General features: G+C 49.3%; 30 protein-coding genes. 16 read left to right on the top strand and 14 right to left on the bottom strand.

Features of this window, described 5'->3' with window-relative positions; all coding sequences use genetic code 11:
• Positions 1-588 (top strand): SCO family protein, encoded by a 588-nt coding sequence (locus KNO76_RS03990; RefSeq protein ID WP_274357262.1) that lies wholly within the window; start codon positions 1-3, stop codon positions 586-588.
• Between the two features lie 102 nt (positions 589-690).
• Positions 691-1284: a Crp/Fnr family transcriptional regulator gene (locus tag KNO76_RS03995; protein ID WP_214882800.1), complete on the top strand. Its 594-nt coding sequence runs from the start codon at positions 691-693 to the stop codon at positions 1282-1284.
• Here the strand turns inward: KNO76_RS03995 and KNO76_RS04000 are convergent.
• Complete coding sequence (locus KNO76_RS04000; protein ID WP_214882803.1) at positions 1244-1966, bottom strand: DUF4386 domain-containing protein; 723 nt, start codon at positions 1964-1966, stop codon at positions 1244-1246. The genes KNO76_RS03995 and KNO76_RS04000 overlap by 41 nt on opposite strands.
• 181 nt (positions 1967-2147) lie before the next feature.
• Between KNO76_RS04000 and KNO76_RS04005 the strand changes: the two genes are divergently transcribed.
• On the top strand, positions 2148-3242 hold the full coding sequence (locus tag KNO76_RS04005; protein WP_214882804.1) for an MBL fold metallo-hydrolase: 1095 nt from the start codon (positions 2148-2150) through the stop codon (positions 3240-3242).
• A 22-nt stretch (positions 3243-3264) separates the two neighbouring features.
• Here KNO76_RS04005 and KNO76_RS04010 read toward each other — a convergent pair whose 3' ends face one another.
• The 3 genes from KNO76_RS04010 to trhA form a co-directional block, all read right to left on the bottom strand.
• Entirely contained in the window at positions 3265-4482 is a 1218-nt protein-coding gene (locus tag KNO76_RS04010; RefSeq protein ID WP_214798577.1) for an MFS transporter, read from the bottom strand.
• A 97-nt stretch (positions 4483-4579) separates the two neighbouring features.
• Positions 4580-5275 (bottom strand): DsbA family oxidoreductase, encoded by a 696-nt coding sequence (locus KNO76_RS04015; protein WP_214882806.1) that lies wholly within the window; start codon positions 5273-5275, stop codon positions 4580-4582.
• Positions 5276-5362: 87 nt separating this feature from the next.
• Positions 5363-6007, bottom strand: coding sequence for a PAQR family membrane homeostasis protein TrhA (gene trhA, locus KNO76_RS04020; RefSeq protein WP_026826586.1), 645 nt, complete (start codon positions 6005-6007; stop codon positions 5363-5365).
• A 127-nt stretch (positions 6008-6134) separates the two neighbouring features.
• On the opposite strand from trhA, the gene KNO76_RS04025 reads away from it, so the two are divergent.
• A complete protein-coding gene (locus tag KNO76_RS04025) occupies positions 6135-6653 on the top strand; it encodes a DUF1836 domain-containing protein (protein ID WP_214882808.1) in 519 nt (172 codons plus the stop codon).
• Between the two features lie 37 nt (positions 6654-6690).
• Here the strand turns inward: KNO76_RS04025 and KNO76_RS04030 are convergent, their stop codons facing one another.
• The 4 genes from KNO76_RS04030 to KNO76_RS04045 all read right to left on the bottom strand — a co-directional run bounded on the left by KNO76_RS04030 (position 6691) and on the right by KNO76_RS04045 (position 9420).
• Positions 6691-6969 carry a hypothetical protein gene (locus KNO76_RS04030; RefSeq protein WP_214882810.1) on the bottom strand — a complete coding sequence of 93 codons (279 nt, stop codon included), beginning with the start codon at positions 6967-6969 and terminating at the stop codon, positions 6691-6693.
• A 16-nt stretch (positions 6970-6985) separates the two neighbouring features.
• A complete protein-coding gene (locus tag KNO76_RS04035; RefSeq protein ID WP_026826584.1) occupies positions 6986-7600 on the bottom strand; it encodes a PH domain-containing protein in 615 nt (204 codons plus the stop codon).
• A gap of 12 nt (positions 7601-7612) precedes the next feature.
• Complete coding sequence (locus KNO76_RS04040) at positions 7613-8446, bottom strand: aldo/keto reductase (protein ID WP_214702528.1); 834 nt, start codon at positions 8444-8446, stop codon at positions 7613-7615.
• Positions 8447-8514: 68 nt separating this feature from the next.
• On the bottom strand, positions 8515-9420 hold the full coding sequence (locus KNO76_RS04045; RefSeq protein WP_251127881.1) for an MBL fold metallo-hydrolase: 906 nt from the start codon (positions 9418-9420) through the stop codon (positions 8515-8517).
• Positions 9421-9788: 368 nt separating this feature from the next.
• Here KNO76_RS04045 and abc-f point away from each other — a divergent pair, with 368 nt between their 5' ends.
• The 3 genes from abc-f to KNO76_RS04060 all read left to right on the top strand — a co-directional run bounded on the left by abc-f (position 9789) and on the right by KNO76_RS04060 (position 13269).
• On the top strand, positions 9789-11486 hold the full coding sequence (gene abc-f / locus KNO76_RS04050; protein ID WP_214882814.1) for a ribosomal protection-like ABC-F family protein: 1698 nt from the start codon (positions 9789-9791) through the stop codon (positions 11484-11486).
• 11 nt (positions 11487-11497) lie between these two features.
• Positions 11498-12256 carry a hypothetical protein gene (locus KNO76_RS04055; protein WP_214882817.1) on the top strand — a complete coding sequence of 253 codons (759 nt, stop codon included), beginning with the start codon at positions 11498-11500 and terminating at the stop codon, positions 12254-12256.
• A gap of 110 nt (positions 12257-12366) precedes the next feature.
• Positions 12367-13269 carry a cation diffusion facilitator family transporter gene (locus tag KNO76_RS04060; protein ID WP_026826579.1) on the top strand — a complete coding sequence of 301 codons (903 nt, stop codon included), beginning with the start codon at positions 12367-12369 and terminating at the stop codon, positions 13267-13269.
• A 28-nt stretch (positions 13270-13297) separates the two neighbouring features.
• Here KNO76_RS04060 and KNO76_RS04065 read toward each other — a convergent pair whose 3' ends face one another.
• Positions 13298-14140, bottom strand: a complete 843-nt coding sequence (locus KNO76_RS04065; protein WP_214882820.1) for a metallophosphoesterase — start codon at positions 14138-14140, stop codon at positions 13298-13300.
• 93 nt (positions 14141-14233) lie between these two features.
• Entirely contained in the window at positions 14234-14647 is a 414-nt protein-coding gene (locus KNO76_RS04070; RefSeq protein WP_015881037.1) for an organic hydroperoxide resistance protein, read from the bottom strand.
• A gap of 117 nt (positions 14648-14764) precedes the next feature.
• On the opposite strand from KNO76_RS04070, the gene KNO76_RS04075 reads away from it, so the two are divergent.
• Both KNO76_RS04075 and KNO76_RS04080 read left to right on the top strand, forming a co-directional pair.
• A complete protein-coding gene (locus KNO76_RS04075; RefSeq protein WP_214702520.1) occupies positions 14765-15217 on the top strand; it encodes a MarR family winged helix-turn-helix transcriptional regulator in 453 nt (150 codons plus the stop codon).
• 13 nt (positions 15218-15230) lie between these two features.
• The gene (locus KNO76_RS04080; protein WP_026826576.1) at positions 15231-16145 is read left to right on the top strand and encodes a CAP domain-containing protein; all 915 of its coding nucleotides are present in this window, start codon (positions 15231-15233) and stop codon (positions 16143-16145) included.
• Between the two features lie 32 nt (positions 16146-16177).
• Here the strand turns inward: KNO76_RS04080 and KNO76_RS04085 are convergent, their stop codons facing one another.
• Complete coding sequence (locus KNO76_RS04085; protein ID WP_026826575.1) at positions 16178-16651, bottom strand: glutathione peroxidase; 474 nt, start codon at positions 16649-16651, stop codon at positions 16178-16180.
• Positions 16652-16811: 160 nt separating this feature from the next.
• Here KNO76_RS04085 and KNO76_RS04090 point away from each other — a divergent pair, with 160 nt between their 5' ends.
• Together KNO76_RS04090 and KNO76_RS04095 are read left to right on the top strand one after the other, a co-directional pair.
• Positions 16812-17330: a VanZ family protein gene (locus tag KNO76_RS04090; RefSeq protein WP_214882824.1), complete on the top strand. Its 519-nt coding sequence runs from the start codon at positions 16812-16814 to the stop codon at positions 17328-17330.
• A gap of 294 nt (positions 17331-17624) precedes the next feature.
• A complete protein-coding gene (locus tag KNO76_RS04095; RefSeq protein ID WP_214882827.1) occupies positions 17625-18923 on the top strand; it encodes a murein hydrolase activator EnvC family protein in 1299 nt (432 codons plus the stop codon).
• Positions 18924-18957: 34 nt separating this feature from the next.
• Here KNO76_RS04095 and KNO76_RS04100 read toward each other — a convergent pair whose 3' ends face one another.
• From KNO76_RS04100 to KNO76_RS04110, 3 genes are all read right to left on the bottom strand, one after another.
• Entirely contained in the window at positions 18958-19128 is a 171-nt protein-coding gene (locus KNO76_RS04100) for a hypothetical protein (protein ID WP_214882829.1), read from the bottom strand.
• A gap of 43 nt (positions 19129-19171) precedes the next feature.
• Complete coding sequence (locus KNO76_RS04105) at positions 19172-20017, bottom strand: GNAT family N-acetyltransferase (protein WP_214882832.1); 846 nt, start codon at positions 20015-20017, stop codon at positions 19172-19174.
• Between the two features lie 69 nt (positions 20018-20086).
• Positions 20087-21304 carry a dicarboxylate/amino acid:cation symporter gene (locus tag KNO76_RS04110; RefSeq protein ID WP_214883040.1) on the bottom strand — a complete coding sequence of 406 codons (1218 nt, stop codon included), beginning with the start codon at positions 21302-21304 and terminating at the stop codon, positions 20087-20089.
• Between the two features lie 208 nt (positions 21305-21512).
• Here KNO76_RS04110 and KNO76_RS04115 point away from each other — a divergent pair, with 208 nt between their 5' ends.
• The 5 genes from KNO76_RS04115 to KNO76_RS04135 all read left to right on the top strand — a co-directional run bounded on the left by KNO76_RS04115 (position 21513) and on the right by KNO76_RS04135 (position 26835).
• Positions 21513-21734 (top strand): cell division protein ZapA, encoded by a 222-nt coding sequence (locus KNO76_RS04115; protein ID WP_026826570.1) that lies wholly within the window; start codon positions 21513-21515, stop codon positions 21732-21734.
• A gap of 8 nt (positions 21735-21742) precedes the next feature.
• Positions 21743-22279, top strand: coding sequence for a CvpA family protein (locus KNO76_RS04120; protein ID WP_026826569.1), 537 nt, complete (start codon positions 21743-21745; stop codon positions 22277-22279).
• A 68-nt stretch (positions 22280-22347) separates the two neighbouring features.
• Entirely contained in the window at positions 22348-24042 is a 1695-nt protein-coding gene (gene polX, locus KNO76_RS04125) for a DNA polymerase/3'-5' exonuclease PolX (RefSeq protein ID WP_214882835.1), read from the top strand.
• A 15-nt stretch (positions 24043-24057) separates the two neighbouring features.
• Positions 24058-26412, top strand: coding sequence for an endonuclease MutS2 (locus tag KNO76_RS04130; protein ID WP_214882838.1), 2355 nt, complete (start codon positions 24058-24060; stop codon positions 26410-26412).
• A 12-nt stretch (positions 26413-26424) separates the two neighbouring features.
• Entirely contained in the window at positions 26425-26835 is a 411-nt protein-coding gene (locus KNO76_RS04135) for a DUF350 domain-containing protein (protein ID WP_026826566.1), read from the top strand.
• Positions 26836-26978 lie beyond the last annotated feature (143 nt).

Consider the following 26978-nt stretch of genomic DNA (forward strand, 5'->3'; position numbering starts at 1 on the left):
TTGGAACGCGTGAAGAAATGGTGGATCGGTAGTTTGATGACGATGCTCATCGTCCTAGCCGGATGTGGACAAGAGATTGAGGACCCGCTCAATTGGCAAGTCGAATCGTTCGAATACATGAACCAAGAAGAAGAAATGGTCAGTCTCGAAGATTTAAAAGGCAAAGTATGGATGGTGGATTTTGTCTTCACGAGCTGTGAGACAGTCTGTCCGCCGATGACGTATAATATGACGAAGCTGAATGAAGCACTCGAGGAGGAGGGCGTCGAAGATGTGCAATTCGTCTCGTTCAGCGTCGACCCGACAGTGGACACTCCACAGAAGATGAAAGAGTTTATGAGTGGATACGACCTTGTGAACGCGGATTGGCAGTTCCTCTCAGGCTACTCGCAAGACGAAATCGAGACGTTCGCTCAAGAGAACTTCAAAGCGCTCGTCCGTAAGCCTGAAGAAGGCACACAAGTCGACCATGGCACGTATTTTTACTTGGTCGATCAGGAAGGTAAGATTATGAAGGCTTATCCCGGGTTCCAAAACGTCCCGACCGAAGACATCATCAACGACATTAAAATCTTGCAAAAGTCTTAACAAAAGACCTGTCTCACCAAAGCGGTGGGCAGGTCTTTTTGAATGGCGAAACCTGCTATACTTGAGGGAATAGATCGGTTTTCCTGAAAAGGAGTGAGTTGAGTGAAAGACGTCCTGATTCAATATATGAAGCGATTTACGGATATGAGTGACGAAGAGTGTGAACGGTTGACAGCCGATGTACCGATTACCACATTTCCGAAAGGTACGATTTTATTACATCAAGGAGACGTCCCGACTAAATGCTATTTCGTACTGAGTGGCTGCATTCGTCAATATAAGGTCGATAAAGAAGGGAACGAGCATACCGTCGATTTCATCACGGAAGAACAGAGCATCACCATATTGACGAAACATCTATCGGACGGACGGTCACCGTATTCATTATCGTGTCTGGAGAAATGTTGTCTCGTCGTCGGTGATCTTGCGACGGAGCAACAACAATACGAGATGAATCCCATCTTTGAGGCGATGACACGTGACATGATTGAAGAGGACATGGGGACGATGCGGGATGAGTTCGCTGAGTTCATGTCTTCTTCACCTGAAGAGAGATATCAGACATTGATGGAGAAGAGACCTGACTTGGTTCATCGCGTCCCGCAATATCAACTCGCAAGTTACCTTGGCATCACCCCGGAATCACTTAGTCGAATCAAGAAGCGGGCGATGCGTCACCTTCGGATTGTCGAGTGACCTTCTTCATTCTTAGTGTTCTTCCTTTCACAATTAACCATACGGCAAAGGCCAACTCCCCGAAGAACATTGGGAGCATGAGAAACAGTTCGAGCATTGCCGTCATGCCTTCAACTGCAGGAAATTGATAAAGGACATGGACGAGCGTATAGCTGAAGCCGGCAAGGAGGAGCAGGACCCCAATCATTCTCGGAATGAGCCGGGTCCGCACTGCCATCCATCCGATTGCGATAAGGTGAAGCCCGAACACAATCAAGCCGAATGACCAAATGGCTTCAAAGGAAGTGACCGTCTCATACATTTGTCTAGCTGAAGCGGATGTATCGAGGAGGCGTTCGGCTTCGACGAGTCGCAAAACGGCGAACGCGAGAATCAGTGTATAGACGAATCGAAGTGCTCCGATGAGTAGGGCGAATGTGACATGCAGCGGTTTGAAGACACGGTATAGTCCGTAGGCGACGATCAGGTCTAGCCCGACAATGATGCCCCAGCCGATGATCCCGAAACGAAACAACGTCGGATGACTCATTAAGTTTTGATACGTCGTCATCGGATCATTTTCGATTATGAGGGATTGGTAGACATATCCTTGCGCGAAAAAGGCGACGAGTGCCATGAGGACGAGGGCAATCCCGGACGAGAATGCGGCACGTCGCTGTGAACGTAAAGATGAATGTGTCATGAGAAAAACTCCTTTCGATTAATCTTATCTCCATCATAAAAGGGTGGACGAGGGTTCACATTGACTTAAATCAAGAACACTCTATTTTTTGAAATATAAGTGAATCTGCATACTAATCGAGATGAGAATGAGGAATGCACGCTATAATCAATTCAACGAACTTGTAGAAAAGAGGATCTAAATGAAAAAGACGATGTTGCTTTCATTGGTCGGAATGGCGGCTGTCACTGGTACGATTCTGACGCAGTACAAACCACTCGGACGTAAACCGAAATCACTTCAATCCCCGAACCGGGTCAACGGAACGTTCCGTAATCAATACGAGACGCCGATGAACTTTTCCGCAGAGGACATGGTATCGATGGCGCGCGACTATCGTGACGTGACCTCACTGCGCAAGCCGACTGAACGTTTACCAATCGTGCCCATCGATTTCGAGGAGAAGACGGGCTCAAGCTTCACGAGAATCTACTGGCTCGGTCATTCGGCCCTCATGGTGCAAATGGATGGGAAGACGATGCTTGTCGACCCGATGTTTGGACGAAGCCCATCCCCGCTTCCGTTCGCAAAAAATGAACGCTTCAGCGAAGACTTGCCGTTCGACCTCGAGGATTTGCCTGAGATCGACGTCGTCTTATTGACGCATGACCATTACGACCATCTAGACTATGGAACGATCCTTGCCCTCAAAGACAAGGTCGCCTTGTTCATCGTGCCGCTCGGTGTAGGAAGTCATTTGAAACGATGGGGTGTCGGTGCAGAACGGATCGTGGAACGAGATTGGGGCGAGTCGTATGCGTTCGGGAATTGGACGTTTGTCTGCACGCCGGCACGTCACTTCTCCGGTCGTTCGTTGACGGACCGAAACAGTACGCTCTGGGCATCGTGGGTCGTTCTCGGCGAGGCGGACCGTCTCTTCTTCAGCGGAGACAGCGGCTATGCTCCTCACTTTAAACAGATTGGTGAACAGTACGGACCGTTTGATTTCGCCGCTCTCGAATGCGGACAATATGACGTGCGCTGGCCGGACGTCCATATGCAGCCAGAAGAGACGGCGCAAGCGTTTCATGATCTGCGTGCCGACCAAATGATGCCGATCCATTGGGGTGCGTTCACACTGTCGTTCCACGATTGGTTCGACCCGGCAGAACAAATGGCATCGCTATTACCTAAAGAAGTCGTCCTCACTCCGAAGATTGGGGAGCGTATCACGCTCGACGGTCGGAATGATACTACGACGTGGTGGCGAGAGCTCCAAGACGCAAACAAGCGATGACCGAGGTCATCGCTTGTTTTTGTTATGAAGACATTTTTTCTGTAGAATCTTCCTCGATATGCAATTTATGTTTTCGCGTATACACAAGGAATGCAGCCGTCATGGCGATGGAACTGATTCCGAACAAGACGACCATGAGCTGAAGTCCGATCAAATCGAGGAAGAACCCTGTCACGAGCAGGACGACTTGGAAGACAATCCGATCGAGCATGTTACGGAACGAGAAGAAGCGACCGTGATACTCTTTTGGCATCCGTGTCTGAAAAATCGTGACAGCCGTCGGAAAAAAGCAACCGACCGAGAAGCCGAAGAGGACGAACGCGGCAATCGACATGAACGGGATGTCCGCGAAATAAAGCATGAGTTGCGCGACGCCAATCAAAAACGAGAACGAGAATAAAATCGAGAACGCCGAGAATTTTTCTCCGATTCGCTTGATCATGAAGGCACCTGTCATAAAGGCAAGTCCCTCAGCCGTATAAATCCACCCCTTAATTGCCGTCGAATCTTGCAGTTCACTGATGTTGATGACGAGCAAGTTGAACCCTCCGATAAAGAGGAGCGGGATGAGCGTCATGACGAGGGTCATGAAGATGACTGGGATCGATTTGATGATGGGGAAGACGTCCTTGAAACCGCTCGACGCTTTCGCATCCAGTTTCTTCGCCGACGGTGTCTTCGTTTCGTCTAGCTGTAAGAACAGCGTCGCAACCGCAAGCAACAGATAGGCGACGAGCGAGAGTGCATAGACGTTCCGAAGTGAGATGAGCGTCAACAACACACCAGCAATCGCTGTCCCGATGACACGTGACAACGTCGACACGTTCATATGGACTCCGTTCAAGGCGAGGAGTTCCCGTTCTTTCACGATGAGCGGAATCGCTGCCTGCAGGGCAGGGAAGTAAAAGGCGGCCGATCCTTGTAAGATAATTAAAAAGACGACCATCCACACGACCGAATTCGTTTCGATGGCAACGAACATGAAGAGCACACTAAACGCCCGAACGACGCTTGAGATGAGCATGATTTTTTTCTTAGAGCCTTGGTCGGTCAAGCGTCCCGCGAGCGGACCGATGGCGACCCCTGCGAGTAAGCCGATGGCGAGAATGACCGCCTTCACAAAGTCAGATGGGACACGGTCTTGCATAAATTCCAAGTTCCCGATGATGCCGAGCCATAGACCGAGACCGGCGACGAATTCGCCCGTCAGAATGATCCAGACGTTCCGATTTTTCCACATAGATGTAGTCCTCGATTCTTATATGCTAATCACTATTATCAAGTAGTGGGGTGAAGAATACCACAAAAAAGAAGCCGACGTTCGGCTTCTTCATGAATCAAATATCACAGTTGTCGTCCGTGCATGTCGCACCGTTCGAGAGGACTTGAATCGTCGGGTTGTTCTCAGACCAAACTTTTTCGAGTACTTGCGTGAACGCTTCCGTCGGTTGAGCACCGGATACCCCGTATTTATTGTCGAATACGAAGAAAGGTACACCTGTGATGCCGAGGTCGCTTGCTCGCTTCTCTTCGGCACGAACGTTATCCGTATATACGTCGGTCGTCAAGACATCACGTACCGCGTCACCGTCGAGTCCGACGCTTGTCGCGATGTCAAATAGGACATCGTGGTTCCCGATGTGTTTGGCATCGACAAAGTAAGCCTGAAGCAACGCTTCCGACAATTCTTTCTCTTTCCCGACCGTCTTCGCATAATGCGTCAAACGGTGCGAGTCGAGCGTACCTGTGACGACCATGTTCTCGAAATCATAGTCGAGACCGACTTCGCGAGCTTGAGCAGCAACTTGTGCCGTAGTGCCTTTCGCTTGTTCGATTGGCATGCCATACTTCGTTGCGAGCGCTTCATAGATGGTACGTGAATCATTTGTCGGAGCGTTCGGATCGAGCTCGAAACTCTTGAATTCGACTTCCACTTGGTCCGCCTGGGGGAACTGTTCGAGTGCTTCTTCTAAACGACGCTTCCCGATATAACAAAACGGACAGACATAATCTGACCATACTTCAATTTTCATAGTGAATCCCTCCTGTCCTTAGTGTAGAAAATCTTGAATTCAAAGTACAGGAAACGGCTCACAAAAAAAGCCCTCCACGCGGAGGACTTAAAAGACGTACCAGAAGACACAGACGAAGTGGGCGAAGCTTCCGAACAAGATGAACAAATGGAATACTTCATGGAAACCCCATCCCCGCCAGTTGACGAACTTTGGTTTGAACCCATAAATGAGTCCGCCAATCGTATACATGACACCTCCGAGCACGAGCCAGAAGATGCCGGCGTTCCCGATTACATCATGGAGCGGTCCGATGAAGAAGACCGACAGCCAGCCCATCCCGATGTAGAGCGCGGTCGACAAGAAGCGCGGGGCATGGAACCAGACAAGTTTGAAGACGATTCCGAACAAGGCGAGTGCGTGTACCGTGCCGAAGAGGACCCATCGTGTCGGGCCTTCGAGCGCAAGTAGCGTCAGAGGCGCATATGTACCCGCAATCAATGCGTAAATCATCGCATGATCGATTCTCCGGAAGAAGGCAATGACGTTCGGTGAAGCGATGATGCTATGGTAAAGACCAGACGATAAATAAAGGAAGACGAGGCTGATGCCAAATAAAATTGCGGCCATAATCGCGAGTGGCGAACCTAGCAGTGAGGCTTTGACGACCATAGCGATGAGCGCAACGAAAGCGAGCAAGGCTCCAGCGAGATGCGTCAGCGCGTTGATTGGTTCCCGAAAAATTGAATTCATGTAAAACACTCCTTATCACATCATGTAGTATCGATAACTACATGATATACTGAATAAGACTAAACAGCAAGGTATACCTTTCGACAACGGGAAGAGTTCTTTATACTAAGGAGGTGAGGTGAAACAGATGAAATCAAAAAAAATTGCCGAAACAGAAGGGACGCTTCCTCGGGCAGTGTTACCAACAATCGATTTATACATGGACCAGGTCATCCAATTGTTCGAGCAGCATTATGGCAAAATGAAGCGGAATGAGGATGAGACGATTTTGACGAAGACGATGATCAACAACTATGCGAAGGGCAAGTTGTTCCATCCCGTCAAAAATAAGAAGTATACGAATGAACATCTCATGTTACTCAGTTTGATCTATGAGATGAAGGGCCTCTTATCGATTAGTGATATTAAGGAAACGCTCCGACCGTTGAATGAGTCGGACGAGACGTTCTCTCTTGAGGACTTTTATGAGGCGTATCAGGCACAAAAAATGAAGAATGTAGAAGCGTTCGAGGTTCAAGCAGACACGCTTTTGAATGCATCGCTCGAAAAAGAGGGTGGTGTGCAGCGGTCGCTCGCTATCGCGTCTGCCGTTCACATGAGCCACTTGTATCAACGATTGGCCGAGCAGTTGATCGACGAGAAATAAAATGTCCCCAGACTCTAAAGAAAGTCTGGGGGACATTTTATTTGGACCGCTCTTGTTCCATGCGTTCGCCTTTAGCATAGAGCTTCCTCATCATGAGGGGCGAACTATAGCTGATGATCACAAGAAACGCGAGGATCCATATAAGTTGTGGATGATCTAGGATGCGATCATATAAAACGAACAAACCTAACATTACAATGACATGGACGAACGGATGAATCTGTTTAAACAAGACTTGAAGTGAGCTACTTACGAATACAGTGAATAGCACAAACATGAACAATCCAAACAGAATCAAGATCCACATAAGGTCCATATGTCATCACAATCCATCAGTTATTGATGTACTTCTCATACACCGAACCGAAATCTTTTCGATTCGACTCACGATAGTGACGTTGGAGCCAATCGAACGATTGCTCGTTCAACTCTTTAAACGTGTTCGGCACGTTCATGTCACCTTCGCGAAGTCCGCTCAAAATGGAGACCGAGTGTGTGAGTGATGTGTTCGCATATTCCATCATACGACGACCTTCTCGTTGAATCTCTTCAATCGCGAGGAGTGCCTTATATAAATCTTTCACGTGTTCGATTTGCTTCTTGTTGATATCAATCGAGTACGGTTTATCCCCGATTGTGAATTTTACCTCGACATCGAGGTCGACGGTGCCCGCTGTTTCGAACATGACGTGCTTGATTGGATAATGCGAATACGGATAACGATAGAGGACGCGCTTCGAACTGATGGCGCTCGTTCCATCGAGGTGGATCATCGACAAGTTGGTGAAACAATACTCATCTGATTTTGACTTGATCAAGAAATATATCTTCTCATTGTCCTCGTGAAGGACGTAATCATCTGCATCCGCCTTATCGAAGTCAGATGGGTCAATCACCTCACCGATGTCGCTGAAGCCGGTCAAATCAGAAGCTAGTTTTTTGAACATGTCATTCACTCCTCAATAATGGATTTTGTGCATCTCTTTCGGGTCGGAGCCGGTGCGTTCATCACGGTTGAGCGCATCGATGGCCGCCATCTCTTCATTCGTCAACGTGAAGTCGAATACCTGTATGTTCTCTTTGATTCGACTCGGTGTAACCGATTTTGGAATGACGGCGACCCCGTTTTGTAAGTGCCAACGTAAGATAACTTGGGCTGGAGACTTGCCGTGACGGTTCGCGATTTCGACAATTGTGTCATCTTCGAGCGCTTCGCGTCCTTTCATGAGTGGGCTCCACGCTTGAATTTGAATGTCATATCGCTTACAGAATGCAATCAGGTCTTTTTGAGACAAATATGGATGAATCTCGACCTGATTCACCGCAGGAACAATCGAGCAGGATTGAATAATTTGTTCTAAATGCTCGATTTCAAAGTTCGAGACACCAATGGCACGGACTCGTCCTTCCTCATACAATTGCTCGAGTGCCTTGTACGTTTCGACAAACTTACCAAAACGCGGCATTGGCCAGTGGATGAGGAATAAGTCGACATACTCGAGACCGAGTCGGTCGAGACTATCCTGAAACGCTTGAAGTGCCTCGTCAAACCCATGGAACTCATTCCAAAGTTTCGTCGTCACAAAAACTTCTTCACGCGGGACACCTGCTTCACGCAGCGCTTGCCCGACGCTTTCTTCGTTCTGATAAATTGCGGCCGTATCGATCAATCGGTAATCTGCATCGAGCGCAGTTTTGACCGTGTCGACCGTCACCGCACCATCTTCGACCTTGTACACACCGAGTCCGAGCATCGGCATGTTGACAGTATTATTCAATGTCGTCCATTCCATAATAAATCCCTCCCTCTCGTCTCTAACGTTACCGAACTTTTGGGTGAAGGGAAAGTATAAACTATAAGCTATAAGCGAATGCTTTCTCCATGCGTCTTGATTGCGATTTGACCACGATCGATTTTTGCGGCCGCGACGAGACGGTGATACGGCTCATCGATCGGCTCGTACGACAGAACGAACGTGTCCCAATGCATGGGGAAGAAGCGCTTCGCTCCGCTCTCTTTGTACATCAACCAAGCCTGTTCAGGTGTGCAGTGCGCCTCTTGGAATGAATCCGGTTGATAGGCACCAATCGGGAAGAAGGCAAGGTCGATCGGTTCACGGTCGGCGAGCCCTTTGAAAGAATCGGTGTACGCCGTGTCTCCCGCAAACAGCATTCGAATTCCTTTGTATTTGAGCAAATAGCCGTTGTAGCCCATGTGCTTGTCCCACGGGAAACGGTTGCCCCAATGTTTGACGGGGATGGCTCGGACATCGAGTCCGTTCGCAAGCGTGACTTTGTCATGCGGATGCAGTTCAAGTGTTTGCATACTAGGATACCTTCGGAGCAGTCGACTCGTCCCTGGGGCCGAAACGACGATTGTATCGCGTGTGATGAGTCGCTTTAGACTTTTGTGGTCAAAGTGGTCCATATGGGCGTGACTGAGCAAGATGACGTCGACCGGTCCGACCTCCTCGATGGAGAGGGCTGGAGCCGTGTGACGTTTCATGCCAATCGTCAGCGGGCCTAAGTGGACACCGATTCGTGTGGAGAAGACCGGGTCCGTCAAAATCTTGAGCCCGTACCAATGAATGAGGACGGTCGAATGTCCAATCCATGTCGCCTGCACATGCGTCTTATCAATGGTTGTCAGTTCTGGACGTTCCGGCCATTTAAATCGCGGGCGGGGGAGCCGTTGTTTGAATCGTGTATAGAGAAACGTTCCGACGCTCGCTAAGACGGCACTCGGAACGAGGATGCGTCGACGCATCATGCATCACCTCACTGTTCGAATATACTGTCATCATAACGCGGGGATGAATGAATCGCATCCGCCTAAAGGAGTAGAAAAAATGGGAGATTGTGGGGCGGGTTGTTGCGAATGCGCTTTCAATCTGATAAGGTGACAGTAACTTAGGAAAGGGAGGTACACCGTGCCATGAAAAAAACACATTCACTCCAGCGATGAGACGAATCATCACTGTTCGCTTGAACAGTTACGGGTGAAGTGTGTCCATTTTTTCAAGTACGGGAAACGCTCGTTTTCCTCATTTGAACGGATTCCTTCACACCACCGCTTTGAAGCGGATGGTGTTTTTTGTTTCATCGCGTATCGGAAAAATAAGCGAGGTGAAACAGATGTTAGTTATGAAACAAGTCCGGTTTGATTATGACCGGAAACCATTATTTGAAGCGGTCTCTTTTGAGATCGTAGCCGGAGAACGAGCTGTATTGTTCGGATTGAACGGGAGTGGAAAGACGACGCTCTTCCGACTCGTGACAGGGGAATTGACCCCACAAGCCGGGACGATTGAATGTCACGGTGAAATCGGACTCGTCCGGCAGACGATTGAATCCGAGGACATGTCGCTCCTTGAGTGGGTGATGCGGAGCGATCCCGAACGATATGCCCTCTATGAAGATGTGTCTTCAGGCGATGAGGCGCGAGTCATGCGCTCCTATGAACGAGCACTAGCACTCGATGTATACAACTTGGAGCAAGAGGCGAAGAGGGCGTTGACTCGACTCGGGCTAGATGGTCAGCTCGACCGAAACATCAACGACTTGAGCGGGGGTGAGAAGACGCGGGCACAGCTTTCGACATTGACGATGAAGCGGGTCGACCTCGTCCTTCTCGACGAACCGACGAACCACTTGGACATCAAGTCGATCGATTGGCTCACACAGTGGCTGAAACGATTCAACGGGACAGTTCTTGTCATCTCACATGACCGTCAATTGATGGATGATGTCGCAACTGTAATCCTTGAACTATCGGACGGACACGTTACCCGTTACCCGGGAAATTATACGGCGTATAAGCGGCAAAAAGAGGAGGAACGTGTGCGTGACGAGCGAGTCCACGCCCGCTACGAGAGCCGGAAGATAGAACTTTTGGAGATGATTGCCCAATATAAAGGGTGGCACTTGAAGGCGAAAGCAACAGCTAGTGTCCGCAACCCAGGGGCGCAAAAAGGAGCAGCTAATCTCGCCGTCAAAATGAAAGCGAGAGAACAGAAGCTGAGACAGCTCGAAGACAATCGTCCGCGGAAGCCGAAAGAAGAGAAGACCATCTCCGTCCGTTTTGCTGCGGATGAGCTTGAAGCGAAGACGTGGCTGACGTGTGAACATATGACGTTTGGATACGGCGAGCCGTTTTATAACCCATTCTCCTTCTCGATTCAAAAAGGAGACCGCATCTCCATCATCGGACCGAACGGAAGCGGCAAGACGACGTTATTGAACGTACTGATTGGTGAACGAGCTCCACTTTCGGGTGTCATCCAGCGACACCCCCGTCTGAAGATCGGGTATTTCTCGCAAACACTCGAACGTCTGCCGGAAACGGGAACGCTACTCGAGGCGTTGCTCGCCCATAGTGACATCGAGGAGACGGAAGCGCGGACGCTGCTCGCCCACTTCTTGTTCCGGCGGGATGAAGTGCACCTTCCGATTGTCGAGGCGAGTATGGGTGAGAAGTGTCGGATTGCCTTTCTCATTCTCTATTTCTCCGACGCGCATCTCTTAGCACTCGACGAACCGACGAACTATTTGGATGTGGCAACACGCGAACAAATCGAGGCGGCCTTGTCCGTCTATCCGGGCGGACTGTTGTTGATTTCCCACGACCGTTATTTCCATCGTCTGACTTCACGCACGATAGAATTAGGAGAACACATCGTCATACGTGAGAACGATGAGCGCGATGGACCGGTCGATGTTGAACAAATGGTCCGAACGATGGACGAATTGACAAAACATGACTTGAAATTTTTTGATGAGGCAGGAAACCTCCTACCATTTGACGAAACGAGTGGAATGAATCGAATCGAGTAGGAGTGAAGAACATGAATGGAGGAAGATTGTCGCGCGCGACGACCCGAAAGCGTAAACGCGTATTCCGAATCACGACGGCGGTGGCATTGATGCTCGCCTTAGTTGGCATCATTGCGTTTGCGGCATTGATTGACCAAAAGCAGAAGTCAGCTTTACCGGAATCAGATGAGATTGCAACGGAGATGGTCGATTCGGAGTCCGAACAACCAGAGGATGCCGAAACCGAATTAGCAGAAATGATTTATATCGAACAACCTTATACGAAAGTATATGCGGATGACCGAGTTGCAGTCGTTTACGAAGCCGATCTCGGCGATCGTTTTGAACGCTTGGAGACAGTAAGTGGGTTCGTGAAAGTTCAGTTGAACGAACGAATGACGGGTTGGGTTACGGAAGAGAGTGTCATGACGGATGCACCGGTCTTGTCTGACGATGAGGTGATCGCCGCATGGCAACAAGTCGTGCCGAACGCCTCGGAGACCGTCCTCAACTGGATTGGCAAAGACATAGCGACCGTTCGAGCTGAACTCGGAAATCCTTCTGCCGTTCAACGTGATCAAGTGAACGAGTATCATTTCTATGATGGGTTCTTCCTCATGGTACGAGACCAAAAAGTACGTGCCGTCGATTGGGACAAACAAGCAATCGCGACCCCTGACATCCAACCGACGAGCGAACAACCCGCTGGCGTCTGGTTCGAGGGAGAGGCGGTTCAGTTGAAGCTGTTTCCATACAGTGGCGTGATGCGTGTACGCCTAGAACAAAAGTGATGGGAGGCGGGAGATTCATTCTCCCGTTTTTTTAATGTTTTTCATTCAAATGAATGTTTGAATGTTTCGGTGAAATGGAATAATATAAGAGACAGAAGGAGGAATCAGTCATGGGACATCATCATGATCACGACCATCACCATCATCATTCCACGAACCAGCGTGCGCTATTCTTTGCTTTCATCCTGATTGCGACGTTCATGGTCGTTGAAGTCATCGGTGGTCTATGGACGAACAGTTTGGCGCTCTTGTCGGATGCAGGACATATGCTCGGAGATGCAGCGGCGTTAGGGCTAAGCTTCCTAGCTGTACGATTCGGGGCGAAAGCGGCGACGCCTAGCCGGACATTCGGGTATCGACGTTTTGAAATTTTAGCGGCATTCATAAATGGGCTGACGCTACTCGTTATCTCGATCTATATTCTTATAGAGGCATACCAACGGATAAGTGCTCCACCGGAAATTTTGAGTGGTGGTATGTTGATTGTTGCCATCATAGGGCTACTCGTCAATATCCTTGCCGCTTGGATTTTAATGCGCGGGGAGAAAGATAATTTGAACGTGAAGAGTGCTTTACTTCACGTGTTCGGCGATTTACTCGGATCGGTTGGAGCGATTACGGCCGCAATCCTCATCATGGTGTTCGGATGGACTTGGGCTGACCCGGTCGCGAGTGCGTTTGTAGCTGTCTTGATTTTGATTAGCGGCTATCGCGTGACACGTGAGGCAATTCATATTTTGATGGAAGGATCACCGGCACAAATCGATGTCCGAGCGATGCAAGAAGAGATTGCTAGTGTTGATGGGGTGAAAGAGGTGCACGACTTGCACGTCTGGTCGATCTCATCGAGTGAGCATGCCGCGACATGCCACGTATTAATCGGAGAAGAGGCAGATGATCAAGCCGTGTTACGACAAGTGACGGAGCGGATTCGTAAATACGGAAAGTTCGAGCGCTCAACGGTACAGGTCGAACGAGAGCGACAATGTTGTGAGGAACGGATCATCTGGTAAGACAACGGACACTTCCCTTGAGTGTCCGTTATTTCCCGTGCACATCAATCACCACAATCTCTGGTGGGTTATAGATCCTTGGCACGTTGAAACTATAGTTGAATCCTCGCCCAATCACATGGGTGAACGTCTCATGTTCATAAAGACCTCCTGCATATTTCGGGAAGAACCCTTGGTCAGGAGCGAATAAACCGTTCAATAGATAAGGAATTCTCACTTGTCCACCATGGGTGTGTCCAGATAAGACGAGATCGAAAGGCAAGTCGGCATATGTGTCCACTTCCTCAGCGCGATGGGAGAGGAGAACGTTGAACGTGTCGTTCGATTCGACGTTTTGCATGGATGATGCGGCATCCGTTTCCCAACTTCCATAAATGTTTTCGGTATACGTTCGTAACGGATCCTCTAATCCACCGATGACGAGTTCGATTTCATTGATCGTAATCGGTTCCCATTCGTTTTCAAGGACGGTCACCCCGTGAGAACGGAAGACGTTTTTGACATTATGACGTACGTAATCTTCAGAGTCATCGATTTCATGATTGCCTGTAACGAAATACATCGGCGCGATGCCCGCAAGTCCCTCGATGAGTTCGAAAGCGGGTTCCGGGGAACGATAACGGTCGAGCAGGTCACCCGGTAAGGCGATGAGGTCCGGTTCCTGAGCACGGACTTGATCGATTAAAATCGATTGTTTATGACCGTAAGAGGCGCTATGTAGGTCAGAAAGGAGTACGATGCGGAGCGATTCATCCACTGACAATTTTTCTGAGGTCACGTTGTACGTCCGAACGGTCAGCGCGTTATAGGTCGCCGTGAACAACAAGATACCGAGCACAACAAAAAGAAGAGTCGATTTTCGTTTTGTCATCAGAATCCTCTCCTTTCACCTCTTGCTTCTATCTTACCCCTGACACGCAGGATGAAGCAAAAAAATCCCGCTCCTGAAGAGCGGGATGAACGATTATGCTGCTTTTGCTGTCAGTTTGACATCGACGTTGCCACGAGTCGCTTTCGAGTAAGGGCACACTTGGTGTGCTTCTTCAACGAGGCGTTCCGCTGTCGCTTGGTCGACGCCTTTGATTTCGACTTCAAGCTCGACTGAAATGAAGAAGCCTTCATCGTTTTGGTTCAATGTGACGTGACCTGTGACGCTCGAACCGTCTGTCTTCACACGTTCTTTCCCGATGATGAGGTTGAGGGCACTACCGAAGCAAGCCGCATAGCCAGCTGCGAAAAGCTGTTCCGGGTTCGTCGCACCGTCGACGTGTTTCGCGCCAGGCATCGAGACGTTCATGTCGATGACGCCGTCTGTTGATTTCACGTGACCTTCGCGGCCACCGATTGCGGTTGCTGATGCTGTGAATAGTGATTTCATGATTAAATTCCTCCATTTCATTTTTAACAATTAAGTTGTGCACAATTTAAATTATAGAGCAGTCAAAAAGTTTCGCAAATGATATGCTTGGCTAAAGAAGAGTACGGAGGATTAGGCATGGAACAATCATTAAAGTTAGAAAATCAAATCTGTTTTCAGTTGTATACCGCTTCAAAAGAGCTTACCCGTCTATATCGCCCGATTTTAGCACCGCTAAACCTGACATACAGCCAATACCTGGTGATGCTCGTTTTATGGGAAGAAGATGGAATCGATTTGCGTCAGCTTGGAGAGAGGCTGACATTAGACTCAGGTACCTTGTCACCGCTCGTCAAACGATTAATCCAAATCGGATATGTCGAAAAGAGTCGTGCAATGTACGATGAACGAAAAATTGTTGTCCGTCTGACAGCAACCGGTAGCGCGTTGCGTGAGCAGGCAGTCAACGTGCCTTTACAAGTAAGTGGTATGCTGAATATAGACGAAGCGACGTATGTTGCGTATATGGAGATGCTCACTGATATTAAAGGTAGATTACATGTCTTTGGAGAGCGTCAGCGGGAGCAGTAAGGGAGGAGGAGCCATGTTTCGAAAATTGATCATCTTATTGATGGCGATCGGACTCTATATGGCTTGGCAATATGAGATGCCGAACGTATCAGCTCCGACGAGTGTTCAAGTTCAGTCAGAAGTGGCGAACGAACGCGTGTCGGACGCGCCCAAATTTGCAAGTCAGTATGCCGGGCATGACTGGTATTTGGTCGATCGCGGCGGTAACCGTGGACTTGAATTGATTGACGAGGACGGTGCGAAGAAAGGGTTTTATCAGTTCGAGACAGGCAGTACGTATCGCAGTCTCGTCTTGAACGAAACAACACGTGACCAAGTCGAGGACATCGGCTTTGAAGATGTGACATCTTATAATAAAGGGTTGAATCGATACTTGATTCCAGATGATCCAGCTTTTTCAGTTTTCGCGATTGATGGACAGTACGTCACCTTCTTTTTCGATCAGCATGACGATGACCTGTTGAAAGGTATTTTATCGGTCGAGCGTCGTGTCGAAGAGGCGAGTGAGGGATACTATGGCGATTTATCGAAAGAAGGAACTGTCGCCAATGAGCAGTTGATGCGTATCCTCATGAATTGGGACCGGGAGAAGTTTGATTTGAACGCCTTGTCTGACTACGAACCCCTTTATCCAGTCGTTCGAGCCCACAGTCAGAACATGGCGCAGAACGATTTCTTTAGTCACACCGACCCAGAAGGACGTGATCCGTTCGACCGGATGGATGAGGCAGGACTTTCCTACTCGATAGCTGGTGAGAATTTGGCGATGGGACAGATGAGCGTATTTCATGCACATTGGGGACTCATGAATTCGAAAGGTCACCGTGAGAACATCTTGCAACCCCGATTCACGCATGCAGCCGTCGGCCTCGCCTATAATGATGAGAGCAGTCCATTCTATACAATCAACTTCATTACACCACGATGAAAGGATGACTCCTCGGAGCCATCCTTTTTTGGTCAGATCAATTTTTTAATCGCATCTTCAATCTCATCCGGTGTCGTCTGTGGCGAGAAGCGCTCGATGACGTTTCCATCACGGTCGACTAAAAACTTCGTGAAGTTCCATTTGATTGTCTTTGACCCGAGGAGTCCGGGAGCTTCTTTCGAGAGATACGTAAAGAGCGGATGAGCGTCCTTGCCGTTCACATCGACTTTTGCGAACATCGGGAACGATACCCCGTAATTCAGTTGACAGAATTCTTGAATCTCTTCGTTTGAACCTGGGTCCTGATGTCCGAACTGATTGCACGGGAAGCCTAAGATTTGTAACCCTTGACCTTTATACGTATTGTATAACGACTCGAGTCCGTCGAGCTGCGGCGTGAAACCACATTTGCTCGCTGTGTTGACGATGAGTAGGACATCGCCTTTATATGTAGCTAACGGTTGTAGCTGTCCTTTCATGTTCATTGCTTCAAAATCATAAATCATGTTGATTCCCCCTTTTCGTTAGTATATCAAGGGAGTAACGGGGTGACGACTTTGAACACGTTATGTGCAATCAAATTGTTATGAAATCATGATGTCGCTGTTACATCTTTCTCACAGAAGAATCCGTATAATGAAAAACGTTGTAGAAAGGAACGGTGTTATGCGATTTTTAAAAAATGAATTTATATGGATTGCGCTTATCTTAATTGGCTTGTTCTTATCAAGTGCGACTCCTTACTCGGATCAGTCCATTGTGTCGCCGCTAGAGCGATTCAATTGGGAGTGGATCGAACCTACGCTAGCGAACGTGCAGTTCGACTACGCCGGGAAGGAAATCTCACTTGAAACGCTAGGAACAGCAGGGCTGATTGAATTCTTTATGAGGAAAACGGCACATGTCGTCACATTTTTTGCACTCGGTGCATTATTTGTGAAAGCCATCTCGAGAACGAACCTGCATGCCGGACTGAACTTATTGTTCGCTTGGACACTTGCTAATTCAGTCGCGATCTTTGATGAATATCATCAAAGCATGACTCCTGAGAGAACTGCGTTATTAGAAGATGTTCTCTTAGATAGTAGCGGTGCTGCTGCAGGGATTATCCTGATTGGTGGGTTCTTGTTACTTCTTTTGAAACGGAGAAACGGGAAACGTGCTGGATATGTGGCATTGAGGTAAATAAAAAATGATATAGGTTACTATGTGAAAAGCGCTTTCTTTGAGTGCTTTTTTCTTTTTAAAACTATTTTGTGACAACAAATCAAATAAAAAACTGTTCATACCCACGTTTTTTAAGCGATAAAACCTAAATCAGGTCAATGTCATACGAATGAAATATAAGTGTAAAATAACTTTTGGTTTAGATTGCTATAATGAGTCACAGAGCGAATGAAATATCGCGACTCATCTTAATAAAAAATACTTGAATGATAATAGATAAAAAATACACGGAAATCAGCGGAGGGAAGCACATTGGGTAACTTGAAGAAATTTGCAGCGACGGTCACTTTAGGCGCACTTTTGATTGGCGGAACGTCACCGACTTATGCGGCCTCACTTACAGAGAAGCAGAAGAAAGTACAAGAACAACGACAAAAGAATAGCAGCGAGCAGTCGAAAGCAAACTCTTCGATTCAATCACGTGAGCAAGCCATCAGCAAAGAGCAGCAAGAGATCAACAAGTTAGATGCGGAACTCCAAGACGTCATCAACGATGTCGCTCAGAAAAAAGCTGAGATTCGTGCAACTGAAGAAAAAATCAAAAAGCTTCAAGAGCAAATCAAAAAGTACGAAGCAAAAATGAAGAAGCAAGAAGAACTCATGAAAGACCGTATGGCGACGATGCAAAAGAACGGTGGCTCGTCAGTCAACTGGGCTGAGTTCATCTTCGGTTCTAAAGACTTCGGTGATTTGATTACACGTATGATCACAGCTGGTACGATTCAAGAGAACGACCAACAGATCTTCGAAGAATACGAAGCAACGAAAGAAAAACTCGCGAAAGCGCAAGCTGAACTTAAGGCAGAACGTGATTCACTCGTGAAGCAAAAAGAAGAACTTGAGAAACGCCAGAAAGAGCTTGATCAAAAAATGAAAGAGCGCGCTGCGAAAATCAAGAAACTTGAAGCTGAAAAAGTGAAATTCGAATCGAAACTCATGAGCTTGCAAGAGATGGAAGATACGCTCAAAGCTCAAGAAAAAGCGATTCAATCAGAAATCGAAGCACAACGTCGTGCTGAAGAAGAAGCACGTCGTGCGGCGGCTGCAGCAGCTGCGGCAGCGAAGAAACAACAAGGTTCAAGCTCGAACAGCGGGTCAAGTGTGACGACAGCACCTGTAGCGTCTGCACCAGCAAGCGGGGGCATGTTCCAACGTCCTGCAAGCGGTCGCCTTTCACAAGGATGGGGTCCAGCAAGCGGTGCGAACGGATACTCGTTCCATAACGGTCTTGATATCGCAGGTCCAGTTGGTACACCAATCTATGCAGCTCAAACTGGTACGGTCCTCCGTGCAGGTTGGGGTGGCGCATACGGAAACCACGTTATGATCGCGCACGTCATCAATGGTCAAGTTTGGACGACAGTATACGCACACATGAGCTCGGTCTCAGTTAAAGCGGGTCAACGCGTGTCACAAGGACAAAACCTTGGTGGCATGGGTAGCACAGGGAACTCGACAGGTTCACACCTTCATTTCGAGATTCACCGTGGTGGCTACTCGTACTCTTCATCGAGCGCGGGAAGCACAGTCAACCCAGCATCATTCTTCTAATAAACACAAAGATAGTGATCGACGAACGCGTCGATCACTTTTTTGTTGCCCGATAAACGACGAACGTCAAGAGTGCGGCACCGATGACGCTGAGCCATAGCGTATCGAAGTTTGGATTATCGAGAACGCTCTGTCCCCCGACGATCAACATATAGAGAAGGAGCGCCACACCGAGTGCACGTAAAATAAAACGGAATCTAACCATAAAAAATCGCCTCCACCTATTAGTATAGGGGAGGCGATGCGTTTCATCTAGCGAGTCGGACCCAAGCGGAGTGCATAATCTGCTTGTAACCGACTTCCTGATAGATTTTGTTTGATGTCGGATTCGTCAAGTCCGTATAAAGGACACAGAACACTTTCGTCTCGAGTAACTGGCGGCTAAGGTCTGCGACGAGACTTCGTGCATACCCTCTTCCTCGTGCGTCAGGTGACGTATAGACGAACGAGACGGTGATGCCGTTCTCGGTCGGACGTGCTCGTTTCGCACACGAAACGACTTGTCCATCGACTTCCCAAAAGACAGCTTCTTCTCTCTCGAGCATCGTCTGGACGGCCTTTGTCACTTTCTCTGGCGGAGATGAACGGAGACCTGATTCGGCTTCAAAGGCACTATACCAGGCCTCGAGCTGCGTCTGATCGGTTGCTGTGGCACATCGCATATGACCGCTTGCCATATCGATGTCGTTCACATGATCGAGTCGATAGAGCCCTTGAGACATGAACATCTCACTCGACCCAGACGTCAACTCCTGCCACGCATGACCGAACCGTTCGGCTTGTTCGCGTTCTGAGACGACCTCGGTGAAGGGGACCTCGTTTTCGAGAAGGTGCGGGATGATGAAGGACGGGAGTTCGTCCGAGCGTTCTGAATCCACGACGATGTAATGGAGTGGATGTGGCGGTGTCACTTGAAGGATGGCGAGCAGTTCACCGTCCTCTTCGACGGTGAATTGATGAAACGTCTCATAGATGCCTTGTATCACGTTATTCAAGACGCCGATCATGAGGCTATTCTTGGCTTCTTCTTTCAACAATGCGTCCATGACGCGGTCAGAGAAGTGATTCGGGTCTTTCCATTCAATCCATTCCATATGTATCGCTCCTTTTCAATGTAGACAAAACGGGCAAACCTGTTGGCTTGCCCGTTTATGATTTTTGCTTTATGCGATATCTTCTTGTTTCGAGGCTGTGTTGTCGAGAAGTTTCGTATTGTGTTTGAAGTAGTGGATAATCTTCGCGATGGCACCGTCACCCGTGACGTTTGTCGCTGTCCCGAAGCTATCTTGCGCCAAGTAGAGCGCAATGACCAAACTTTGCATCGTCGCGTCGAATCCGAGGATTGAACCGAACAATCCAAGTGATGCCATAACGGCTCCACCCGGTACACCAGGTGCTGCAATCATCGTTACACCTAGTGCGAGGATGAATGGGAGGACGATCGCGTAAGACATCGGCATGCCGTTCAAGTACATGAGCGCGACACCGACCGACGTGAGTGTGATCGTCGAACCTGACAAGTGAATCGTTGCCGAGAGCGGGATGACGAAGTTGGCGACACCCTCATCCGTGTTATTCAACTTCGCTTGGCGAAGTGTGACTGGAATCGTCGCAGCCGATGATTGCGTCCCGATCGCTGTGAAGTAAGCCGGCATCATCGTCTTGAGCAACTTGAACGGATTCTCTTTGTTGAGACCACCTGCGATTGAATATTGAATCATGAGCATAGTTAAATGTAGGATGATGATTGTGACGAAGACGAGTGAGAATACCGAGAGGATCTCAGCGACCTGACCCGCGTACGTCATATTCATGAAAATTCCGGCGATGTGAATTGGTAGTAATGGAATAATGACTTTACTGATTAAGAGCTCGATGATATCGCGGAAATCCATGGCGAGGTCAAGTGACCGTTTGCTTTCGATTGCGGCAATCCCGATGCCGATGACGAAAGCTAAAATGAGAGCGGTCATGACACCGAATACAGGTGGAATCTCAAATTCCATGAATCCTTTCAATAAGGCTTCCTCTGGATTTTCGGCTCCTACTGTAGAACGTGATAAAATTTGCGGGAACAAGTTGCTTGTTGCGAAATAGGCGAGTGTTCCTGCGACAACGGTTGATGCATAAGCGATGAGTGCTGTGAGTCCGACTAACTTTCCTGCTCCTTTTCCAAGTTCCCCGATTCCTGGGATGATGAACGCAAGAATGATCAATGGGATGGCGAAGCCTAAGAACTGCCCGAAGACTGTGTTGAACGTCACAAACGTCCGAACAATCCAGTTCTGACTTTCTGGTACGATGCTCCCGAGCAAAATCCCGAAAGCGATCGCGATGATGATGCGACCTAAGAGGCCAATGCGTAGTTTCAAATCAATCATCCTTTCTGTTTGTTTGAATAGTTGATATTTTCGCACATTTCACAACATGTTGCCACCATTCCTTTTATTTTTTCTAAAGAAAGACGTTTGATAACTGTAAAGAAGGGTACTAGAAAATGTTGTACATATCAATGGAAGGGGCTTCTCCTTTTCCTAATATAAAAACGATGTTATGATTAATGCTGACAGACGTAAAGGAGGGGTGCGCGTGCAGTTACAACGAACAACGATTCACATTGCGGGTCAAGACTATACGATCGTAAGCGAAGAACCCGCTGATCATGTGAGGGAAGTAGGCTTTTTGGTCGATAGTAAGATCCGCGAGATTCGTGATCAATCCCCTCATCTAGATGCTCGTCAGGCAGCGGTCCTTGCTGCGATTCAAATCGCGAGCGATCACGTCAAAACTAAACGAAATATGGGAGAATAATTCAATCCATGGTTACGCTACTTATACTGTTTTTCTTATTTATCGGAATCGTCAATGGCTTTCGTCGTGGTGCGATTTTACAGCTCGGCCATTGGGTCGCGCTCATTATCAGTTTCCTTGTCGCTAACACGTACTATAAAGATTTAGCTGAAGCTTTCAAGCTATGGATCCCGTATCCGTCTCAGCTTGATGGAACGCTACCTGGCGGCGTCTTGGACCTCAACTCTCTTTCAGGGATTGAGATGACGTTTTATAACGTCTTTTGGTTCGTCGTCTTGTTCCTCATCACGAAACTCGTCTTGCATCTCATCTTGGCGATGCTCGACTTCTTGACGGACTTGCCGATTTTACGCCAATTAAAAGGTGTGATCGGAGCTGTCCTCGGATTCTTTGAGGCGTATGTTATCACGTTCTTCATCCTTTGGGTAATCGCGTTCGTGCCGATGGCGGGCGTTCAAAATGCTGTCGACAATTCGTCACTCGCGACAACAATCATTCAAGACACACCATACCTATCGGATTGGTTTTCAAATAAGATGTTGTGACACGACAGGCCGGAATGCAAGCTAGTGCTTGTGTCTCGGTCTTTTCTGTGTGAATAGGGGGGAACCGTATGAATAAAGTAGAAGCGATGATGTTGCTCGAGAAGATCGCGCAATATATGGAAATCAAAGGGGAGAACCCGTTTAAAATCAATGCGTTCCGTAAGGCTGCGACAGCGCTCGAGAACATGGACCTTGAACTCGAGGACATCGAGGATTTGACCTCAGTCTCAGGAATCGGAAAAGGAACGGCCGCCGTCCTTGAGGAGTATCGAGACACAGGACGTAGTGAAGTACTCGAAGCGCTGCAGGAAGAGATTCCGTTCGGATTAATGAAACTCTTAAAGATTCAAGGCCTCGGCGGGAAGAAACTCGCGAAACTTCGAGAGGTCGGCGTCGTCGACTTGGAGTCGCTCATCCGTGTACTCGAAGACGGGACAGCGGCATCACTATCCGGGTTCGGTGCGAAGAGTGTCGAGAAGCTGCTCGCCGCAGCGAAAAACCTTGAGTCGCGTCCGGAACGATTAGCGTATGCGGTCATGAGACCGATCGTCGAAGAGATCAATGACGTGTTGAAGAAAGAAGAGCTCGTCTTGCGTCATTCGGTCGGGGGAAGCTTCCGCCGTGCCGAAGAGACGTGTAAAGACCTTGACTTCATCATAGCGACCGAGGAGCCGATTGCGCTGCGTGAGAAACTGCTCGCTTTGCCGTTCATCAACGAAGTGATTGCGGCAGGTGAGACGAAAGTCTCGCTCGTCCTCGAACGTGAGGAGATGGTGTCGGTCGACTTCCGCATGGTCGAGCCGGGCGCGTTCGCCGCGACACTTCACCATTTCACAGGCTCAAAAGACCACAACGTCCGTATGCGCCAACTTGCCAAGGCAAAAGGAGAGTCCATTTCCGAATATGGAGTCGAGACGGTAGACGGATTGTGGCAACCGAAAACGGAAGAAGAACTGTTCGAACGGTACGGTTTCCCATTCATCCCGCCTGAACTTCGGGAGGGGCATGCTGAGTTCGAGCACGACTTATCGAAACTCGTCACACTCGAGGACATTAAAGCCGACGCGCACATGCACACGGTCTGGTCGGACGGGAAGTTGACCGTCGACGAGATTGTCGTGGCGATGAAAGGGCGCGGCTATGAATGGATGGCCATTACCGACCACGGGAAATATTTGACGTTCGTCAATGGGTTGACGGAGGAACGACTCGAGGCACAAGGGGAAGAGATCCGGGAAGCCGCGAAGACGCACGACATGAACGTGTTGCGAGGCGTCGAGATGGACATCCGTCCTGACGGGACGCTCGACTATGAACCCGAGTTTTTAGAGACGCTCGACTACGTCGTCGCTTCCATCCATTCGAAGATGGACCAATCCGTCGACGAGATCATGGCACGTCTCGAGAACGCCTGCCGTTCCCCGTACGTCAACGTGATCGCCCATCCGACAGGTCGACTCATCGGTCGACGCGACGGCTATCCGATTGACGAGGACAAGTTGATCGCACTCGCCAAAGAGACGGGGACGGCGCTCGAGTTGAACGCCAACCCGAACCGCCTCGACCTGACCGCATCTACGCTTAAGAAGGCGAAAGCTGCGGGAGTCAAAGTGATGATCAATACCGACACGCACCACCCAGATATGATGGAAGACATGGCACTCGGTGTGTTACACGCACGGAAAGCCTATCTCGAACCATCGGATATTATCAACTGCTTCACGTTTGAGGACGCCAAGGCGTTCTTTGCGGCGAAGCGATAGAAAGGAACATGCTAGATGGACCACGCGTTACGCGTACTAGAATATGAAAAATTACGCCAACAGCTTGCCGGTCACGCGGCGAGCTCGCTCGGGAAAGACTTGGCGCTGAAGATGAAACCGGACTACTCGTACGACCGGGTGCTCTCAAATTTGAACGTGACAAAAGAGGCGACCGAGGTCGTTCGTCTCCGTGATCGTCTACCCCTCGGTGGGCTCACGGACGTCCGTGCGGAAGTGAAGCGCGCCGCTATCGGCTCGGTCCTCTCGACGAGCGAATTGCTCGCCGTTGCTGCTGTCATGTACGGCGGTCGCCAGGTGAAAAACTTCTTCGAGAAACTCCATGAGGACAATGAGGAGATTCGAATCCCGCGCCTTGATGAGTATGCGGACAAATTGACGAAACTTATCGAAGTCGAACAATCGATTCGCCATGCGATCGACGACCAGGGGACGGTCCAAGATTCGGCGAGCTCACAACTCCGTGGGCTCCGTACACAGCTTCGGAGCTATGAAGGGAGCGTCCGTTCACGAATCGACAATATCCTTCGCAATAACGCGAAAATGCTCTCAGATGCTATCGTCACGATTCGAAACGACCGTTATGTCGTGCCGGTCAAACAAGAGTATCGCCAGGCGTTCGGCGGAATCGTCCATGACCAGTCAGCTTCCGGTCAGACGCTCTTCATCGAACCGCAAGCGATTGTCTCCATCAACAACGAGATTCAAGAAGTTCGTCTGAAAGAACGCGCCGAGATCGATCGGATTTTGAGTGCGCTCTCGAACGAGGTCGGTGGGGTGCATGATGCGGTCATGACGAACCTCAACGTATTGGCCGAACTCGACTTTATCTTTGCAAAAGTCGCCTACGGTCAAGAGATGAGAGCGACCGAGCCGAAGTTGAACGACAATCGAGAGATCAAGTTGAAACAGGCACGTCATCCGTTCATCCCGAAAGATGAGGTCGTGCCGATCACGGTCGAGCTCGGGGAAGACTACACGTCCCTCGTCATCACAGGGCCGAACACCGGCGGGAAGACCGTCACGTTGAAGACGATCGGACTCCTTCAATTGATGGTACAGTCAGGTCTTTACGTCCCGGCAGAGTTTGGGACAGAGCTTTCCGTGTTTGACGCCGTCTATGCCGACATCGGGGATGAGCAATCGATCGAGCAGAGTCTCTCGACGTTCAGTTCGCATATGACGAACATCGTCGGCATGCTCGACAAGATCGACTTCATGTCACTCGTCCTCTTCGATGAGCTCGGTGCTGGGACGGACCCGCAAGAAGGGGCAGCCCTCGCCATCGCGATTCTAGATGAAGTGAAACGGCGCGGGGCACGTGTCGCGGCGACAACGCACTACTCGGAACTGAAGGCATACGCGTATAACCGCGAAGGCGTCATGAACGCCTCGATGGAGTTCGATATCGAATCGCTCAGCCCGACGTACCGACTTTTGATCGGTGTACCGGGTCGCTCGAACGCCTTTGAGATCAGTCGTCGTCTCGGATTGTCCGAGCAAGTCATCGATAAGGCACGTAGTCACGTCGGTAGTGACGCGGAGTCGGTCGAATCGATGATCAACGAGCTCGAAGCGGCGAAACAACGCGCCGAGCAGCTCGAGCAAGAACTCATCGTCAAACGCCATGACTTCGAAGAAGAGCAGGCAACGTTTGAAGAGAAGATGACCGAATTTGAGCGCGAACGCGACAACTTGTACAGTGCGGCTGAGGCGAAAGCCGAGAAGGCCGTCGAGCAGGCGAAGCGTCAGGCGAACGAAGTCATCGACCGTTTGAAGAAGCTCAGGGAGCAGGGCATCGTCAAAGAGCACGAGATTATCGCAGCGAAGAAAGAACTCGAGTCGGCCAAACCGACGCTTCAAGATAAAAAGATCCAAAAAGTGAAACAAAAAGCCCAACAGAAACGTACGTTCAGTAAAGGCGAAGAAGTGAAAGTGACGACGTTCAACCAAAAAGGCTACATTGTGAAACAAATCAATGACAATGAGTACAACGTCCAAGTCGGCATCATGAAAGTGAACGTCAAAGCGGATGACCTTCAGAAGATCGGTCCATCGAAAGAGAAGTCGCTTCAGTCGAAAGGGAGCTCGCTCAAACGACAGAGCTCGACGAAGTCCGAGCTCGACCTTCGTGGCGTCCGTGTCGAAGAGGGACTCATGCGTCTTGATAAGTATATCGATGAAGCACTCGTGTCGGGCTATGACAACGTCCGCATCATCCACGGACTTGGTACCGGGGCGATGCGTCAGGCTACACAAGAATTCTTAAAAGGACATCGTCACGTGAAGAGCCAACGCCCGGGTGGAATGGGTGAAGGTGGACTCGGTGTCACGGTCGTCGAACTGAAGTAAGGGGAGTCGGGAATGGGCACGTTAATGTTTGCCGTCATGCTGGAATCGTTCGGTCTCTATTCGATGGCAGGACTGATGATTATCGTCGGTCTGGCCATCTTCGAGGTGACGACGCCCTACAGCAACTGGCGCGAGATTCAAAAAGGAAATATCGCCGTCGCCCTCGCGACAGGCGGAAAGATTGTCGGTCTCGCCAACATCTTCCGTGTCGTCGAGAGCTATTATGAGAGCACGATTGACATCTTCGTCGGGGGTGGGTTCGGATTCGCTCTTCTTCTCGCGACCTACTGGTTGTTTGAATTTTTGACACCGACACTGAAGGTGAACGATGAGATTCAAAAAGGAAATATCGCCGTCGGACTGTTGGCATTCTTGCTGTCGATTGGGGTCTCCCTCGTCGTCGGCGCGGCATTGGTGAGGTGAAGACATGGTATACGAACGATTGGCAAAAATCTTGTTTGTCGGGGCCGGGCTGTTCTTAGTGGCAGCGGCACTATGGTATATCTTTTATTGAAGAAAGTGGGAGGATCCGTTTGGATGCTCCCTTTTTGATTTCGTGAACTTTA

The sequence above is a fragment of the Exiguobacterium sp. s101 genome, assembly GCF_018617835.1.
GTDB lineage: Bacteria > Bacillota > Bacilli > Exiguobacteriales > Exiguobacteriaceae > Exiguobacterium > Exiguobacterium marinum.

What these genes read in the sequence shown, in the direction of transcription:
- KNO76_RS04015 (WP_214882806.1), bottom strand. Translation starts at nt 5,275, where the DNA reads ATGAAAATTGAAGTATGGTCAGATTATGTCTGTCCGTTTTGTTATATC.
- KNO76_RS04080 (WP_026826576.1), top strand. Translation starts at nt 15,231, where the DNA reads ATGTTTCGAAAATTGATCATCTTATTGATGGCGATCGGACTCTATATG.
- abc-f (WP_214882814.1), top strand. Translation starts at nt 9,789, where the DNA reads ATGTTAGTTATGAAACAAGTCCGGTTTGATTATGACCGGAAACCATTA.
- KNO76_RS04055 (WP_214882817.1), top strand. Translation starts at nt 11,498, where the DNA reads ATGAATGGAGGAAGATTGTCGCGCGCGACGACCCGAAAGCGTAAACGC.
- KNO76_RS04110 (WP_214883040.1), bottom strand. Translation starts at nt 21,304, where the DNA reads ATGATTGATTTGAAACTACGCATTGGCCTCTTAGGTCGCATCATCATC.
- KNO76_RS04065 (WP_214882820.1), bottom strand. Translation starts at nt 14,140, where the DNA reads ATGACAAAACGAAAATCGACTCTTCTTTTTGTTGTGCTCGGTATCTTG.
- KNO76_RS04060 (WP_026826579.1), top strand. Translation starts at nt 12,367, where the DNA reads ATGGGACATCATCATGATCACGACCATCACCATCATCATTCCACGAAC.
- KNO76_RS04040 (WP_214702528.1), bottom strand. Translation starts at nt 8,446, where the DNA reads ATGGAATGGACGACATTGAATAATACTGTCAACATGCCGATGCTCGGA.
- KNO76_RS04090 (WP_214882824.1), top strand. Translation starts at nt 16,812, where the DNA reads ATGCGATTTTTAAAAAATGAATTTATATGGATTGCGCTTATCTTAATT.
- KNO76_RS04120 (WP_026826569.1), top strand. Translation starts at nt 21,743, where the DNA reads ATGGTTACGCTACTTATACTGTTTTTCTTATTTATCGGAATCGTCAAT.
- KNO76_RS04130 (WP_214882838.1), top strand. Translation starts at nt 24,058, where the DNA reads ATGGACCACGCGTTACGCGTACTAGAATATGAAAAATTACGCCAACAG.
- KNO76_RS04010 (WP_214798577.1), bottom strand. Translation starts at nt 4,482, where the DNA reads ATGTGGAAAAATCGGAACGTCTGGATCATTCTGACGGGCGAATTCGTC.
- trhA (WP_026826586.1), bottom strand. Translation starts at nt 6,007, where the DNA reads ATGAATTCAATTTTTCGGGAACCAATCAACGCGCTGACGCATCTCGCT.
- KNO76_RS04045 (WP_251127881.1), bottom strand. Translation starts at nt 9,420, where the DNA reads ATGCGTCGACGCATCCTCGTTCCGAGTGCCGTCTTAGCGAGCGTCGGA.
- KNO76_RS04070 (WP_015881037.1), bottom strand. Translation starts at nt 14,647, where the DNA reads ATGAAATCACTATTCACAGCATCAGCAACCGCAATCGGTGGCCGCGAA.
- polX (WP_214882835.1), top strand. Translation starts at nt 22,348, where the DNA reads ATGAATAAAGTAGAAGCGATGATGTTGCTCGAGAAGATCGCGCAATAT.
- KNO76_RS04030 (WP_214882810.1), bottom strand. Translation starts at nt 6,969, where the DNA reads ATGGACCTTATGTGGATCTTGATTCTGTTTGGATTGTTCATGTTTGTG.
- KNO76_RS04105 (WP_214882832.1), bottom strand. Translation starts at nt 20,017, where the DNA reads ATGGAATGGATTGAATGGAAAGACCCGAATCACTTCTCTGACCGCGTC.
- KNO76_RS04075 (WP_214702520.1), top strand. Translation starts at nt 14,765, where the DNA reads ATGGAACAATCATTAAAGTTAGAAAATCAAATCTGTTTTCAGTTGTAT.
- KNO76_RS04100 (WP_214882829.1), bottom strand. Translation starts at nt 19,128, where the DNA reads ATGGTTAGATTCCGTTTTATTTTACGTGCACTCGGTGTGGCGCTCCTT.
- KNO76_RS04135 (WP_026826566.1), top strand. Translation starts at nt 26,425, where the DNA reads ATGGGCACGTTAATGTTTGCCGTCATGCTGGAATCGTTCGGTCTCTAT.
- KNO76_RS04025 (WP_214882808.1), top strand. Translation starts at nt 6,135, where the DNA reads ATGAAATCAAAAAAAATTGCCGAAACAGAAGGGACGCTTCCTCGGGCA.
- KNO76_RS04035 (WP_026826584.1), bottom strand. Translation starts at nt 7,600, where the DNA reads ATGTTCAAAAAACTAGCTTCTGATTTGACCGGCTTCAGCGACATCGGT.
- KNO76_RS04085 (WP_026826575.1), bottom strand. Translation starts at nt 16,651, where the DNA reads ATGATTTATGATTTTGAAGCAATGAACATGAAAGGACAGCTACAACCG.
- KNO76_RS04000 (WP_214882803.1), bottom strand. Translation starts at nt 1,966, where the DNA reads ATGACACATTCATCTTTACGTTCACAGCGACGTGCCGCATTCTCGTCC.
- KNO76_RS04005 (WP_214882804.1), top strand. Translation starts at nt 2,148, where the DNA reads ATGAAAAAGACGATGTTGCTTTCATTGGTCGGAATGGCGGCTGTCACT.